Annotated in this window: 8 protein-coding genes, 1 tRNA gene and 3 rRNA genes; 3 read left to right on the top strand and 9 right to left on the bottom strand. The window is 38.3% G+C overall.

Translation table 11 applies throughout. The features are described from left to right. Nucleotides 1-10: 10 nt before the first annotated feature. Nucleotides 11-664, bottom strand: coding sequence for a dethiobiotin synthase (gene bioD / locus HUE88_RS10680; protein WP_194368884.1), 654 nt, complete (start codon nucleotides 662-664; stop codon nucleotides 11-13). Between the two features lie 54 nt (nucleotides 665-718). Between bioD and HUE88_RS10685 the strand changes: the two genes are divergently transcribed. Genes HUE88_RS10685 through aat form a run of 3 tightly spaced genes read left to right on the top strand, consistent with a single transcriptional unit; the run spans nucleotide 719 to nucleotide 3,939 of the window. Next, complete coding sequence (locus HUE88_RS10685; RefSeq protein WP_194368886.1) at nucleotides 719-1,018, top strand: ATP-dependent Clp protease adaptor ClpS; 300 nt, start codon at nucleotides 719-721, stop codon at nucleotides 1,016-1,018. Beyond that, the gene (gene clpA, locus HUE88_RS10690; RefSeq protein WP_194368888.1) at nucleotides 1,018-3,198 is read left to right on the top strand and encodes an ATP-dependent Clp protease ATP-binding subunit ClpA; all 2,181 of its coding nucleotides are present in this window, start codon (nucleotides 1,018-1,020) and stop codon (nucleotides 3,196-3,198) included. Before HUE88_RS10685 ends, clpA begins: the two co-directional genes overlap by 1 nt. Before the next feature lie 48 nt (nucleotides 3,199-3,246). After that, nucleotides 3,247-3,939, top strand: coding sequence for a leucyl/phenylalanyl-tRNA--protein transferase (aat, locus tag HUE88_RS10695; RefSeq protein WP_194368890.1), 693 nt, complete (start codon nucleotides 3,247-3,249; stop codon nucleotides 3,937-3,939). A gap of 67 nt (nucleotides 3,940-4,006) precedes the next feature. On the opposite strand, the gene rrf is transcribed toward aat, so the two are convergent. From rrf to HUE88_RS10735, 8 genes are all read right to left on the bottom strand, one after another. Then, nucleotides 4,007-4,122 (bottom strand): 5S ribosomal RNA (rrf, locus tag HUE88_RS10700). Between the two features lie 201 nt (nucleotides 4,123-4,323). Continuing rightward, nucleotides 4,324-7,217, bottom strand: a 23S ribosomal RNA gene (locus tag HUE88_RS10705). Between the two features lie 228 nt (nucleotides 7,218-7,445). After that, nucleotides 7,446-7,521: transfer RNA gene (locus tag HUE88_RS10710), tRNA-Ala, on the bottom strand. Nucleotides 7,522-7,639: 118 nt separating this feature from the next. Beyond that, nucleotides 7,640-9,155 (bottom strand): 16S ribosomal RNA (locus tag HUE88_RS10715). Together the 16S, 23S and 5S rRNA genes with 1 tRNA gene alongside form the textbook arrangement of a ribosomal RNA operon. A gap of 419 nt (nucleotides 9,156-9,574) precedes the next feature. Beyond that, the gene (locus HUE88_RS10720; protein WP_194368892.1) at nucleotides 9,575-12,175 is read right to left on the bottom strand and encodes a M14 family zinc carboxypeptidase; all 2,601 of its coding nucleotides are present in this window, start codon (nucleotides 12,173-12,175) and stop codon (nucleotides 9,575-9,577) included. Nucleotides 12,176-12,189: 14 nt separating this feature from the next. After that, nucleotides 12,190-13,515, bottom strand: coding sequence for an ATP-grasp domain-containing protein (locus HUE88_RS10725; protein WP_194368894.1), 1,326 nt, complete (start codon nucleotides 13,513-13,515; stop codon nucleotides 12,190-12,192). Continuing rightward, complete coding sequence (locus HUE88_RS10730) at nucleotides 13,509-14,432, bottom strand: ATP-grasp domain-containing protein (protein ID WP_194368896.1); 924 nt, start codon at nucleotides 14,430-14,432, stop codon at nucleotides 13,509-13,511. Before HUE88_RS10730 ends, HUE88_RS10725 begins: the two co-directional genes overlap by 7 nt. 12 nt (nucleotides 14,433-14,444) lie before the next feature. After that, nucleotides 14,445-15,548 carry a M20 family metallopeptidase gene (locus HUE88_RS10735; RefSeq protein WP_194368898.1) on the bottom strand — a complete coding sequence of 368 codons (1,104 nt, stop codon included), beginning with the start codon at nucleotides 15,546-15,548 and terminating at the stop codon, nucleotides 14,445-14,447. Nucleotides 15,549-15,618: the final 70 nt, after the last annotated feature.

Genomic DNA, 15,618 nt, shown 5'->3' on the forward strand with positions numbered 1-15,618 from the left:
TTTATCTTTATTAAATAATTTGTAGATTATACAAGACATCGCAAATCGTGTCAATATTTTTATCAACTTTTAACACTTCAACTCCTGTTTTTAAAAAATAGGGTTCAGAAACAACAGAAAAACTATCGTCGTTTTTTCGACAATTAAATGCAATCACATGTGGAATTTTTTTATCTTCCAGAGCTTTTTTACTTAGCAACGTATCATTTATGCAACCAAGTGAACAGTGAGTTACAAAAAGGGCAGAAGCTCTAAAATATTTTATTAAATCAATAATCATATATTCTTCATCAAGCGGAACGTACAATCCGCCAGCACCCTCAATAATCAAAACATCACACAACTTTTCTATTTTTTCTATCGCTTCATCAATCTTCTTTAAATCTAATTTTTTACCGCTAGAAGCAACATAAGGAGCTGCGGGAAGCTCATAAGTAATTGGCACAATATCTTCTAAATGTAGCTCTGAAAATTCTTTATTAATCTCTTTTATACATTTCAAAAGCTCTTCACCATCAGCAGCTTTTATTTGAACACCTGTTTCTATAGGCTTTATCACACCAACTCGAAAACCACGCGAAGCAAACTCTTTCATGATAAGTTTAGTCGTATATGTCTTGCCGATATCTGTATTCGTTGCTGTAACAAAAATTCTTTTGGTCATAGTTATCTCTATTTTGTTATAATTTACGAAATATGTAATTATTATAGGAAAATTATGGCAACAAATACAGAATTGGAGCTCAAAGAAGAGACTCTTATTAAATACCCTAAAAAATATAAAGTTTTAATTTTAAATGATGACTATACCTCCATGGATTTTGTCATAGATATATTAATGACAATATTTCATAAAAGCTATCAAGAAGCTGAACTAGTTATGCTAGAGGTACATAAAAAAGATAAAGGTGTGTGTGGAGTTTATACAAATGAGATAGCAGAAACAAAAATAATGCAGGTTCATAAACTAGCTAGAGACAGTGGTTTTCCACTTAGAGCAGAGATGGAGGAAGAGTAGTGATAAGTCCGGATTTAAATGAGATATTTCAAAAATCAATCCTTTATGCACAAGAGTTAAAACATGAATATTTAACAGTTGAGCATGTATTTTATCAACTTCTCACCTCTCCCAACGGTGCCAAAATCATTTTTAACTGTGGCGGAGATGTAGAAAAAATGAAAGAGCTTATAAAGAACTATATATATACTAATATTGAGAAGCTTCCTCCTGATACACATAAAGAACCTTTTGAAAGCGTTGCTCTTTCACGTCTGATTGACAGCATGATAAAGCATACGCAAGCATCTCAGCAAAGCGCAGCTGATATAGGAGATCTCTTAGCAGCTCTTTTCAATGAAGAAAACACATTTACATATATGCTTCTAAATCATTATAAAATTTCAAGGTTAGATATCTTAGAGGCTATCTCGCATACTGATTCTACAGAGACCTCTTCCAATGAAATTGAATCATTTCTTGACAAATATTCAATTGACCTACTGCAAAAAGCAAAAGAGGGGAAAATAGACCCTGTTATAGGGCGAGAAGATGAGATACAAAGAGTTACTCAGATTTTATGTAGAAGAAAGAAAAACAACCCTATTTTAGTAGGAGAGGCTGGAGTCGGAAAAACGGCGATAGCTGAAGGGCTTGCACTTAATATAGTTGCAGGTAATGTTCCCAAAATTATACAAAACTCCAAACTATATGCTCTTGATTTAGGTGCAATGTTGGCTGGAACAAAATATAGAGGTGATTTTGAAAAAAGACTAAAAGGTGTAATGGATGAGTTAAAATCAACACCTGAAGCGATTCTTTTTATTGATGAAATTCACACAATTATAGGTGCCGGAGCAACTAGCGGGACAATGGATGCAGCAAACCAGCTAAAACCGGCTCTCGCCTCTGGAGAGTTGCGATGCATGGGAGCTACAACATTTGCAGAGTACAGAAATGGCTTTGAAAAAGACAAAGCACTAAGTAGAAGATTTGCGAAAGTTGATATTAATGAGCCATCACTAAAAACTAGTTATAAAATCTTAAAAGGTTTAAAAAGCAAGTATGAGGCGCATCATAATGTTACCTACACAGACAAGGCGCTAAAAGCTGCTGTAGAGTTATCCAAAAGATATATTACGGACAGGTTTTTACCAGATATAGCAATTGATCTTATAGATGAGACTGCTGCATCATTTCATCTTAAAAAAAATAAAAAAAATATAGTTCAAGCTTACGATATTGAAAAAACTATTTCTAAAATAGTAGGAATATCGAGCTCTAAATTTACAAAAGACGAAACGGTTTCATTATTAAACCTGCAATCAGATTTAAAAAAATCTGTTATAGGGCAAGATGCAGCAGTTGAAGAGGTTGTAAAAGCTATAAAGATATCAAAAGCCGGACTTACTCCGCAAAGTAAGCCAATTGCATCGTTTTTGTTCTCAGGACCTACAGGTGTTGGAAAAACTGAACTCGCCATATCGCTAAGCAAAACTCTTGGAATTAACTTTGAAAGATTTGACATGAGTGAATATATGGAAAAACACGCACTAAGCAGATTAGTAGGTGCTCCACCTGGTTATGTAGGGTATGAACAAGGAGGACTTTTAACAGAAGCTATTAAAAAACATCCATACACTGTTTTACTATTAGATGAGATAGAAAAAGCACATCCTGATTTAGTCAATATACTACTTCAGATAATGGATAGTGCTACCCTTACAGACAACAATGGGTATAAAGCAGATTTTCAAAACGTAATTCTAATAATGACATCAAATATAGGTGCAACTTCTAGAAATGTAATGGGCTTCAATAAAGACAGCTCACTCTCTAAAGGTGAAGAGCTCAAGTCTTTCTTTACCCCAGAATTTAGAAATAGACTAGATGCAATAGTTGAATTTGAACAACTGAATATGCAAACTGTAAAAGGTATAGTTGGCAAATTCATTAATGAGCTAAATAACGAACTAAAAAAGAAAAAAATTACAGTCTCAGCCTCTCAAAGAGCAATTGATTTTATTGCTGAGAGTTCTTACTCGGCAGAGATGGGAGCAAGACCATTGAAAAGATATATACAAGACAATATTACTAATAAACTAAGTGATGAAATACTATTTGGAAAATTAAAAAATGGCGGTAGTGTGCAAGTATCATTTAATAAAAAGTTGATATTAAAGTTTAAGGAATCAGAATGAGTATATACTGTTTAAACTTGCCAAATCTATATAGAATAATTTAGTAGTATGATTCCAAAGATAGAAAAACATGAGCTGATTTTTCCAAATCCAAACGATGCAAACGAAGATGGTATCGTAGCTTGGGGTGGAGACTTGAATCCTTCAAGGCTAATCCGTGCCTATCAAGCAGGAATATTTCCATGGTACAGCAAGAACGACCCAATTATATGGTGGTCTACAAACCCACGTTTAATAATGGAGTTAGATGACTTCAAAATAACTAGATCCCTAAGAAAAAGTATTAAAAAATTTGAATATAAATTTGACACAGATTTTATACAAGTTATGAAAAACTGCAGTTCAGTATCAAGAAACAATCAAAATGGAACTTGGATTAGTACTGAAATTATAGAAGCGTATAGTGTACTTAACGGAATGGGAATAGCTCATAGTATTGAAAGTTATTTAGATGGTAATCTTGTTGGTGGATTATATGGCGTAGTAGTTGGAAAAGTATTTTGTGGAGAGTCAATGTTCTCTTTTGTAAGTGATTCATCAAAGTCTGCTTATGCAATTTTAGTGAAACATCTAAAATATTGGGGCTATGACTTTATTGACTGTCAGGTACCAACTGATCATCTTAAAAGTTTAGGAGCAATAGAAGTAAATAGAGAATACTTTTTAGATAGACTTCATAAAGTAAATATGCAAACTATAGAGCACTATTGGGAGATAGAAAATTCTTTATTAGATAATTAGTAAAAAAGTTAGTTTGAAAAAAAGTTAATTAAATGATTGTTAGTAAAGATTAGAAGTAAATTGATCAACTAGGCAGCGACCTACATTTCCACACCTGAAAGATGCAGTATTATCAGCGATGAGAGGCTTAGCTTCTGGGTTCGGAATGGAGCCAGGCGTTTCCCTCTCTCTATAGCCACCTAGACAATCAAGTGTAAAGACATCTAGATGTTCTTACATTTGACTGTTAGAGTCAATTAAAGTGAGTGTTTATACTATTTCTAGTATACATTATTGTTTAAGTCAACATTTTTTCTAAATAACTGTATCAGTACACGGTTCATTAAATAGTGTGTTTACACTAAGTAAGGTAGTGAACGAAGTTGTGTTCTATTCAAAGAACTGTAAAAAAAGACAAACGTACTATTAGTACTGGTCAGCTAAACATATTACTATGCGTACACACCCAGCCTATCAAGCTTGTAGTCTTCAAGCGTACTTCAGGGAACGTTCATCTTGGAGTTGGCTTCCCGCTTAGATGCTTTCAGCGGTTATCTCATCCATGCGTAGCTACCCAGCGATGCTCTTGGCAGAACAACTGGTGCACCAGTGGCATGTCCAACCCGGTCCTCTCGTACTAGGGTCAGCTCTCCTCAACGTTCCTACGCCCACGGAAGATAGGGACCGAACTGTCTCACGACGTTCTGAACCCAGCTCGCGTACCGCTTTAAATGGCGAACAGCCATACCCTTGGGACCTGCTCCAGCCCCAGGATGCGATGAGCCGACATCGAGGTGCCAAACCTCCCCGTCGATGTGAGCTCTTGGGGGAGATCAGCCTGTTATCCCCGGCGTACCTTTTATCCTTTGAGCGATGGCCCTTCCACACAGAACCACCGGATCACTATGACCGTCTTTCGACTCTGCTCGACTTGTATGTCTCACAGTCAGTCCGGCTTGTGCCATTATACTCTACGGTGGATTTCCAACCCACCTGAGCCGAACTTTGTAAGCCTCCGTTACTTTTTAGGAGGCGACCGCCCCAGTCAAACTACCCACCAGACATTGTCCTCGCACAAGATAATTGTACCGAGTTAGCTATCAGAATATTCAAGGGTGGTATCTCAAGGATGCCTCATCATAAACTGGCGTCTATGAATCAAAGGCTCCCACCTATCCTGCACGTGAATATCCCAATAGCAGTGTCAAGCTATAGTAAAGGTGCACGGGGTCTTTCCGTCTTTCCGCGGGTAGGAGGAATTTTCACCTCCACTACAATTTCACTGGATCCATTGTTGAGACAGCTCCCATCTCGTTACGCCATTCATGCAGGTCGGTATTTAACCGACAAGGAATTTCGCTACCTTAGGACCGTTATAGTTACGGCCGCCGTTTACTTGTGCTTCATTTCAATGCTTCGCAGAGCTAACAAATCCATTTAACATTCAAGCACCGGGCAGGCGTCACACCCTATACATCCTCTTACGAGTTAGCAGAGTGCTGTGTTTTTGGTAAACAGTCGGGAGGGACACTTTGCTGCGACCCGTCAATGCTTTGGAGAGTAAATCTCCTAACAAATAGGGCACACCTTATACCGAAGATACGGTGCTAGTTTGCAGAGTTCCTTAACAATGGTTCATCCACGCGCCTTAGAATACTCATCTCACCCACCTGTGTTGGTTTACGGTACGGGCAACGGTTGTTCTCGTTTAGAGGCTTTTCTCGGCACGACAGTATCATCGATTCTCCGCGCTGGCCGAAGCCATTGCAGAGCCTGTAAGATCTCGGTCGAATGACAAACGGATTTTCCTATTTGTCGACCTACGTCCTTCGACCCACTATTCCATCAGTGAGCTCGATTAACTCTATGCGTCCCCCCATCACTCAAACGAACAACCGTCGGTATCGGAATATTAACCGATTTGCCATCGTCTACCCCTTTCGGACTCGACTTAGGTCCCGACTAACCCTACGATGACGAGCATCGCGTAGGAAACCTTGGGTTTACGGCGAAGAAGATTCTCACTTCTTTTCTCGCTACTCATGCCTGCATGCTCACTTCCATCCGCTCCAGCACTCCTTACCGGTGTACCTTCAACGCTGAATGGAACGCTCTCCTACCACTCATAGTAAACTATGAATCTAGAGCTTCGGTGCTTGTCTTAGCCCCGTTATATTTTCGGCGCAAAATCGCTAGACCAGTGAGCTGTTACGCTTTCTTTAAAGGGTGGCTGCTTCTAAGCCAACCTCCTGGTTGTCACAGCAACTTCACATCCTTTTCCACTTAGACAAGACTTTGGGACCTTAGCTGCTAGTCTGGGTTGTTCCCCTCTCGACGATGGATTTTATCACCCACCGCCTGACTCCCGAGGTTACACATGAAGTATTCGGAGTTTGATAGGGTTTGGTACCGCGGTAAGCAGCCCTAGCCCTGTCAGTGCTCTACCCCTTCATGCTAATGCTCGAGGCTATACCTAAATATATTTCGGAGAGAACCAGCTATCACTGAGTTTGATTGGCCTTTCACCCCTATCCACAAGTCATCCCAAAAGTTTTCAACCTTTACGGGTTCGGTCCTCCACTGGCTCTTACACCAGCTTCAACCTGCTCATGGATAGATCACTCAGTTTCGGGTCTGCAGCATCTGACTAATTCGCCCTATTAAGACTCGCTTTCGCTACGGCTTCTCGTTTGATTAACCTTGCCAGATACCACAACTCGCAGGCTCATTATGCAAAAGGCAGTCCGTCACACTTGTCTTACGACAATAGTGCTCCGAATGATTGTAAGCCATAGGTTTCAGGTTCTATTTCACTCCGCTCACCGCGGTCCTTTTCACCTTTCCCTCACGGTACTTGTTCGCTATCGGTCTAGTAGTAGTATTTAGGGTTGGAGGGTGGTCCCCCCATATTCAGTCAAGATAACACGTGTCCCGACCTACTCGTTCCTTAGTCTAGTACCATATAAATGTTTTCGCTTACGGGGATATCACCCTCTATGTCCACTCTTTCCAAAGTGTTCGGCTAACAAATATATTATCACTAAGTGCCCTAATCCCATTTCGCTCGCCGCTACTATGGGAATCTCGTTTGATTTCTTTTCCTTCAGGTACTGAGATGTTTCACTTCCCTGAGTTCGCCCCCCGTAGGGTAACATGACTCGCGCCATGCTGGGTCGCCCCATTCAGAAATCCCCGGATCAAAGCTCTTTGGCAGCTCCCCGAGGCTTATCGCAGCCTAATACGTCTTTCATCGCCTCTACTAGCCAAGGCATCCACCTATGGCCCTTAATATCTTTTTTTCTAATTTGCGTTCACTACCTTACTTAATGTATCTCTACTTAAAGCAAGTCAGTGTACTGTTGATTGTAGTTATTTAGTTAATATAATTAATAATTGAATAAATTCTTTTATCTTTTATATATGTTGACTTTGACAATAATAATTTAATGAACGATAGACTTTGAAGTCTAATCTAAACTCTCTGTTAAGAACTTAGATTAAGCTTTTTCTATTAATAAATGATGAAATGGTGGAGAATAGCGGGATCGAACCGCTGACCTCCTGCGTGCAAGGCAGGCGCTCTCCCAGCTGAGCTAATTCCCCATTTCAAATGAACACAGATCACTGAAAACTAAGCAAGCAAACAAACTAATAACTAATATTATCTCTCGTGAGATTTTCTTTGTATGTCAATTCAAATGAATGATTGACTTTACTCTAGAAAGGAGGTGATCCAACCGCAGGTTCTCCTACGGTTACCTTGTTACGACTTCACCCCAGTCGCTAATTCCACCGTAAGTGGTAGCCCCCCGAAGGTTAGCTTCCCAATTTCGGGTGAAATCAACTCCCATGGTGTGACGGGCGGTGAGTACAAGACCCGGGAACGTATTCACCGTAGCATTGCTGATCTACGATTACTAGTGATTCCAGCTTCATGAAGTCGAGTTGCAGACTTCAATCCGAACTGAGAGACGCTTTGTGAGATTGGCTCCACCTCGCGGTATTGCAACTCTCTGTACGCCCCATTGTAGCACGTGTGTAGCCCTAGCCATAAGGGCCATGATGACTTGACGTCGTCCTCACCTTCCTCCTCCTTGCGAAGGCAGTCTCCCTAGAGTGCCCAGCTTAACCTGCTGGCAACTAAGGACGAGGGTTGCGCTCGTTGCGGGACTTAACCCAACATCTCACGACACGAGCTGACGACAGCCGTGCAGCACCTGTTTTCAAGTTCCCCGAAGGGCACCACTCCATCTCTGGTGTGTTCTATCAATGTCAAGGCTAGGTAAGGTTCTTCGCGTATCTTCGAATTAAACCACATGCTCCACCACTTGTGCGGGTCCCCGTCTATTCCTTTGAGTTTTAATCTTGCGACCGTACTCCCCAGGCGGAACACTTAATCTGTTAAGTGCATCACCGAGATGACAAGCATCCCGACGACTAGTGTTCATCGTTTAGGGCGTGGACTACCGGGGTATCTAATCCCGTTTGCTCCCCACGCTTTCACGCCTTAGCGTCAGTAATGTTCCAGGAGATCGCCTTCGCTTTAGGTATTCCTAGTGATATCTACGGATTTTACCCCTACACCACTAATTCCATCTCCCCCTCCCATACTCTAGGTTGGAAGTTTCAAGTGCAGTTCTACAGTTAAGCTGTAGGATTTCACACCTGACTTTCCAACCCGCCTACGCGTCCTTTACGCCCAGTGATTCCGAGTAACGCTTGCACCCTCCGTATTACCGCGGCTGCTGGCACGGAGTTAGCCGGTGCTTATTCATGAGCTACCGTCATTTTCTTGACTCATAAAAGGAGTTTACACACCGAAATGCGTCATCCTCCACGCGGCGTTGCTGCATCAGGGTTTCCCCCATTGTGCAATATTCCTCACTGCTGCCTCCCGTAGGAGTCTGGTCCGTGTCTCAGTACCAGTGTGGCGGATCATCCTCTCAAACCCGCTACCCGTCATTGCCTTGGTGAGCTCTTACCTCACCAACAAACTGATGGGATATAGTCTGATCTTCAAGCGAAAAAACGTTTCCCGACTCTACTTAAGTAGAGAAGGTATATCCAGTATTAATCATCGTTTCCAATGGCTATCCCGGTCTTGAAGGTACATTAACTATATATTACTCACCCGTGCGCCACTAATCATAAGAGCAAGCTCTTAATCATCGTTCGACTTGCATGTGTTAAGCACGCCGCCAGCGTTCACTCTGAGCCAGGATCAAACTCTCCATAATTAATTATGTAAAGAACACATTGCTGTGCATTACTGATCATTGCCCAAGATTATTAAATCATTGGCTTTGTTGCCACTTGCTATAAATAGCTAGTGGACTTTTTGTATAGTATCTATTTCTATTGGGTATCTATATTGCTATAGACCAAACAGAATAGACGGTTGTTGTTATATTAGTTATTTCTAAGTAAACTTATAGTGACTAACTAAACTATATTAGTTATTTCGTCTGTTTACTTGCTTAGTTTTCAATGATCTCAAACATATTCAAAAGCTTCTACTCGAAGTCTCTCTAGGCCTTAACTTAAGGTCTCTGTGTTTGTGGATGGGAATTATAGGCAAGTTGTGCTTAGTTATTTCTTAATCGCTGAAAGTTATTTAAAAAAATTTGTTAAGAGAAAAGTAGATAGTAAAAACAACCTACTTTTCTCTATTAATTTCTATATATGCAGGCTCTGAAAAGTTTGGAACATCATCATATGAAAAAACTGCATAATACTTATGTATTTTTGTATCTCCAAAATTATCGTATGTGTAACTGTCTAATCCACCATAAAGTTTTTGCCCATCATATGGTGAACATGGAATTTTAAAAGGATTTTTAACAACTATTGCACCTTTATACCCATCATCCTTTGGCGTATCCCAATCTAACTTTATCATATTATTTTCTATTGAGTATCTTAAATTATCAACTTTAGCTGGTGCAACTCTTCGTTTTTTAATATAATTTATTATTAAAGAGGGGCGTTTCTCTCTTTTTTTATCGCACCAATCTACATTTTGTGCTTTTGAAAACAGTTTTTGAGTTGAAGCTGAAATAATGAAAACGGCTTTTGAATTTATTCTTGTCGCTTTAGCTTTCTCTACCATTTCATTTATAGCATGAGTATCAAAAACGAACCTCTGCTTAGATTCTTTTTTTATATCACTTACGCTAACATCATATCCTATCCTTTCAATTATCTTTCTATATTTAATCTTGTCATAACTTTTTTCACCTTCATATGGAGTAATCATCTCTATATGAAAACGGAGACTGTTATCTGAGTTTACTGTTTGAACATCCAATTCTATATAAGAAGTTGAAATAACAGTATTATCCATCTCTGGCAATTGAGAAAGATCAAACTCAAAACAAGCATATTTTTTATTACCAGCTTTGTCAAAACCTACTACCAATTTGTTTTCAACTAATTTATCTTTGTAGGCAGTATACTCATATGATGATCTAAGTTCTGTCTTAGTTTCACTTATTGTATATGATATATCAAGTTTAGGCCTATATGAAAGTCCTCCGCTAAATTTTCCATATCCTATATCCCATTGCATCAACTGTGATGCTCGGTCTAGCGGAAGCGAAGATGGGCCTTGCATTTTAAAGTACGCTTCTTCTCTTCTTAATGACTCCTGTAGTATGTCTAATTCTTGTTTTGCAAAATTATATGTTTTCCATACACCTTGAGATAGCTGTGCTGAGCCTACTGGTCTATCTATATAGCTTAGAGCACTTACATTTTTAACATCTTCGAAACTACTTATACTGCCAAGTGTTCTCTCATCTATTTGTGAAACTCGCCACTCCCCATAACTCTCAACTTGAACTGAAACTCTATTCATAGGGTAAAATGAGATAGAAGCACTTGTCATAATTGCGTTTTGTGGTACCGTTTTTAAAGAGAATCCACAAATACCAAAGCATTCCCCTTTGCCTTCGCTTATTCCAACAAATAAGGAATTATTTCCAAAGTGTTCTGCATTTTTCTTTGTCTTTTCGCCGACGTAACCTATACTTTCGGCCAACGGATAAAGAATTTTAGAAAACATGTTATACGCTGGTTTGGTTCTTACCCCTAAAATCTGTCCATATGCTGACTTTACATTTCTGTCTTTACATACCGCTCGAATATAATAGTAATAGTTTGTTGAAAATCTTAAATTTTTGTCAACATATGTCTTTAGCTTTGTCATCCCTATTCTATTTGAAGCTTGAGTAAAACCTTTTATCTTATTTGAGCGATATATTTCAAAATAAATAGTTTCATCACTGATGTAATCCCAGGATAGTTCAACTTCCCTTGAACTAACATCAACTGCTACAAAGTTCTCTACTCTTGGGACTGCATTGTTTTTATTATAGTTATTAACCTCAGAGAGTGCAAATATTAATGCTGGAATATTTTCATCAAGATTTTCACTCATGTGCTCTATATAGTCACTAATATTTCTAGTTCCAACTTCAGCAACTAAAGAGAGAGCACCTTGGGAGTAGTAAAACTCTCTTGCGCTTCCTGATATAAGATGTACTGGCGGTTTCCCCATATGAATGCCATATTCACGACCAGACTCTTTTCTAATCTCTTCGGCCATATTACCAGCAAGCAGATTTAAATCGACCGCATCGACCGCATCTTCATGTATAAAGTTATGAGCAGGGAAGAAAACATTTCCTTGTGAATGGTAATCCAACGCAATTGTTATATTTTTATGAGAGAGAACAAAATCCCTAATTGCTACAGTTTCTGGCTCACTAAAAGCACTTGGCCCGGAGTATACATTTGATGTTGTTTCATTATTTGTAGTAAAACCTACACTGAAGTTTCTGTTTAAATCAACACCAAAACTTCCATCTGCATTTTTTCTTCTGTTTTTTCTCCAAAAAGAGAAATGGTTTCTAGAATATTCAAATCCATCTGGATTTGCACATGGAACCATATACAAAGTTGCTCTGTTTAAAATATTATTAAGCTGAGGATCATAATCTATATGCTCTAATATATATTTTGCAAGGTGCAGAGAGAGCTCTATTCCGACCCACTCCCTTGCATGAATTGTACCTGTATAAAAAAGTGCTGGTTTGTCTAAGTGAGTATCTATGTCTTTGGTAATGCTTACAGCTATAATATCCCTGTTTTCCCAAGTTTTGCCTATTGACTCTACTCTGAAAAGGTTTGGATTACTTTTTTGAGCCCGCTCAAAAAACTCTACGCATTCGCCATACGAACTATACTGTTGTCTCAATTATTCGCCTTATACTATTTTAGAAAAAATTTAGACCACTGCTGGATCTGCTCTTTTGATGATATAAAGTAATCAGCCAGCTTTTCAAATGTTGTAATCTTTTTTTCCTCAACCAACTCTTTAATATTCACTGCTACATCCTCTTCCATGCCCTCAAGTGTCATAAGCTCTGTTAAAGAAATATCAACTACATTATATAATCTTTCTTCACCTATTTTTGAGAGCGTTGCTACATCATCCTCTTTAAGAAATGTAGGAAGTTCCTCTTCTTTCAATGGTGGCTTAATAGACTCTGGTACATCCGATGCTTTTGCCTCATCTGTTAACTGCATATCAAAATTACCTTTGTCAGCCAGCCAGTATGCTCCATCGGCCGACGGCTCATATTTTGCAAAATAGAGATGTCTTAAAGTTCTTAAAACTGATGGGTCCATTTTTCCAAGCTCTTCCCAAGAGAATAAAGGTACATGTGGAAGTCTAAATTTACCGCCACTTAAATCCCACATTATATACTGACCAATCCAATCCCTTATATATGGAAATGCTGCGAATGCTGTTGCACACTCAATAATATAAGCTTTGTTCGTATTTTCATCAATACCAATGTCACAAGCCCAATACTCTGCTTTTGCCGCTTTAGAAGCTTTTACTGCAAGTTCAAGTGCGTTCATAGGGACATTATCATAAGACATGTTTCCTCCTTGAGAAGTATTAGTTATCCACTGACCGGCACCCGAATATCTCCAAAATGCACAAACTGGTTTATGCCCAATTAACATAACACGGATATCTCCACTATCCTTAAGAGGAATTGCATTTTGTGAATATACTGGTTTATATTTTTTTTCGGCAAACAATGCTTTTGCCTCTCTATAATTATCTACTTTGTGAACAAAATATCCACCATAGTTAGATGCCCCGTAACTTCTTTTTACAATTTGAGGATAAGAGCAGTTTTTAAAATGTTTGTCAGCTTTTTTATCATCATATGTAATTATTGTTTTTGGAGCAGCAATATTATATTTTTCACAAAACAGCGTTACATTCTCTTTAGATTTGTTTGAAAACTGTGTTTCAATAGATGGTATAAATCTTACATGTGGAAGTGCCGCTGCGATTTCTTTGAAAGTCTCATAAGCTGTCGCTGGAATATTTCCAACTAAAACATCAATTTTCTTGCGTTTTACTTCATTGATAAATCTTGTTTTATCATTTTTCCAATGGTATGTCACTTCTTCAATCTTGTCTGGCCAACCTCTAAAGTTGCTGTAATCAAAAAATCTCAGTACATAATCTAAGTATAAAAATCCTAATTTTGGAAGCTTCTGTTTTTTTACCATTTCTTTAATCCTAGTTTTTGTTTTGTTTTTCTATCTATTAGATTTACTAAAAGGTCTATTTTTTTGTCATTAAAATCAAGACCCATCTTTTCTTGTTCTGGCGTTGCAAATGCTGGAATTCCATTTACTTCCAAAACAACATATTTTTCTTCTTTTTTATCATATAATATATCAACACCGGCAATATCCATCCCTAAAGCTTTAGTTGCTTTTTTTGCAATATCAACGATTTCATCATTCGCCTCTCGAAGCATTATGCTTCCTCCGCTTGTTATGTTTGTTCTCCACTCTCTGTCACTTGCCTTACGTCCATAACAAGATACAAACTCACCATCAACAATATCAATTCGAAAATCTGTAAAATCATTTTCTATAAACTTCTCCAAATATATATGTCTCATATCTGATTTATTTAAAGAGGGCATTAGTGTGTCAAGACTTTGACGAGATTCAAGCAAAGTCATTCCATTTCCGCCCCACCCATCTACTGGTTTAAAAACTAATTTCTCCCACTCTTTAAACTTTTCTACCATGTATTCTGGTGTTTCTCTATGGCATAAAAAGAAATCTGAAGTATTTATTCCCGCATAATGAAGTGCGAGATTAGTTTTAAACTTATCTTCTGAGAGAGCAAATGCCTCATAACTGTTTATGGTCGGTATATATTTATTAATAGTTTCATACATGTAAACCTGTGCAACAGTTTGTTCGCCAGCATTATATGAAAAAAAGAGGTCTAAATCTAGTACATTTGTAGCGTTGCAAGTTATCCCATCCTTTGAGCCTCTTGCAAAACGTAAATCCAGCCCGGTAATCACTTCTATGTCTCTCTCTTTGAGTTTAGAAACAATTTTCTCCTCTATCTTAGCACCGCCGCTATTACTGTACATCCACATACCAATTGTTCTTTTTGACATCTACTCTTCCCCTTAAAAATTAGAATTTTTTATAAAGTGTGTAAAAAGCTGTTTGCTTAGTTCTATTCTGCTACTAAAACTCTCTTTGCTAGCTCTCTCGTCTATGGTATGGTCACCATCACCAAATGGACCGAATCCATCTAATGTTACAACTCCCACCGAGCTTACAATATTAGCATCGCTAACTCCGCCTCTCTCCTCTGTTTTTATTGAAGTTGATGTAATATTCTCTATGTTTCTAACTAGAGCTAATGACTCTTCAGTTGTTTGCATAACATCTCGTTGTATACCGCCTCTAAGTTTTGAGAGGGTTCCTTTTACATAAGAGTGATTCACTATTGTATCAATAGAGCTTAAAACCCTGTCTCTCTCATCTGCAACTTTATATCTCAGTTCAAAAGTCATATTAGCATAGGGAGAAATAGTGTTTGCACCTATACCTCCCTCGATTTTGCCAACATTTACCGTTGTACCCTTTTGCAAATCTGTAAGCTTAACAAGCTCTTGAAGTTTATATGAAGCCTCTAAGTTAGCGTCATATCCCTGTGTATAACTGTTTCCGGCATGTGCTGCCTTTCCTTGAACCTCTATAAAAAAAGTTCCGACACCCTTTCGTCCTGTAACAAGTTCTAGATTTTCTCCCGCTGCTTCATATACAAAACAGTAGTCATACCCTTTAGCCAACTCTGCCGTAAGTAGTTTTGAGTCATCACTCCCTGTCTCTTCATCACTAACCAGCAAAACATCTATGTTTTTTATTTCTATATTTTCTTGTTTTAATTCTCTTAATGCCTGAAGTGCAACAATATTGCCACCCTTCATATCACAGACTCCTGGACCATAAACCCAGTTGGTATCTTCATGATAATCTTCAAATTTTTGAGGAGGGAATACAGTGTCAAGATGACCTAAAAGCAGTAATTTTTTGGAATTGCCGTCGTGTTTTGAAGTATAGTGTCTATGAGAGCCAATAAGTTCTCTTTTGTATATTTTCACATTAAACCCAAGTTCTTTAAACCATGTGTCAAAAATCTCACCGACCTTATCCACACCAACTTTATTTTTTGTATATGAGTTTATTTCAACGATAGATTTAAGATCACAAAGATAATCCATACAAGTCCCATATGTTAAGATAGCCACTTATTGAGATATTATACAATTATTTAGATTAATGTTTTGGAAT

The organism is Candidatus Sulfurimonas baltica (genome assembly GCF_015265455.1).
GTDB classification, from domain to species: domain Bacteria; phylum Campylobacterota; class Campylobacteria; order Campylobacterales; family Sulfurimonadaceae; genus Sulfurimonas; species Sulfurimonas baltica.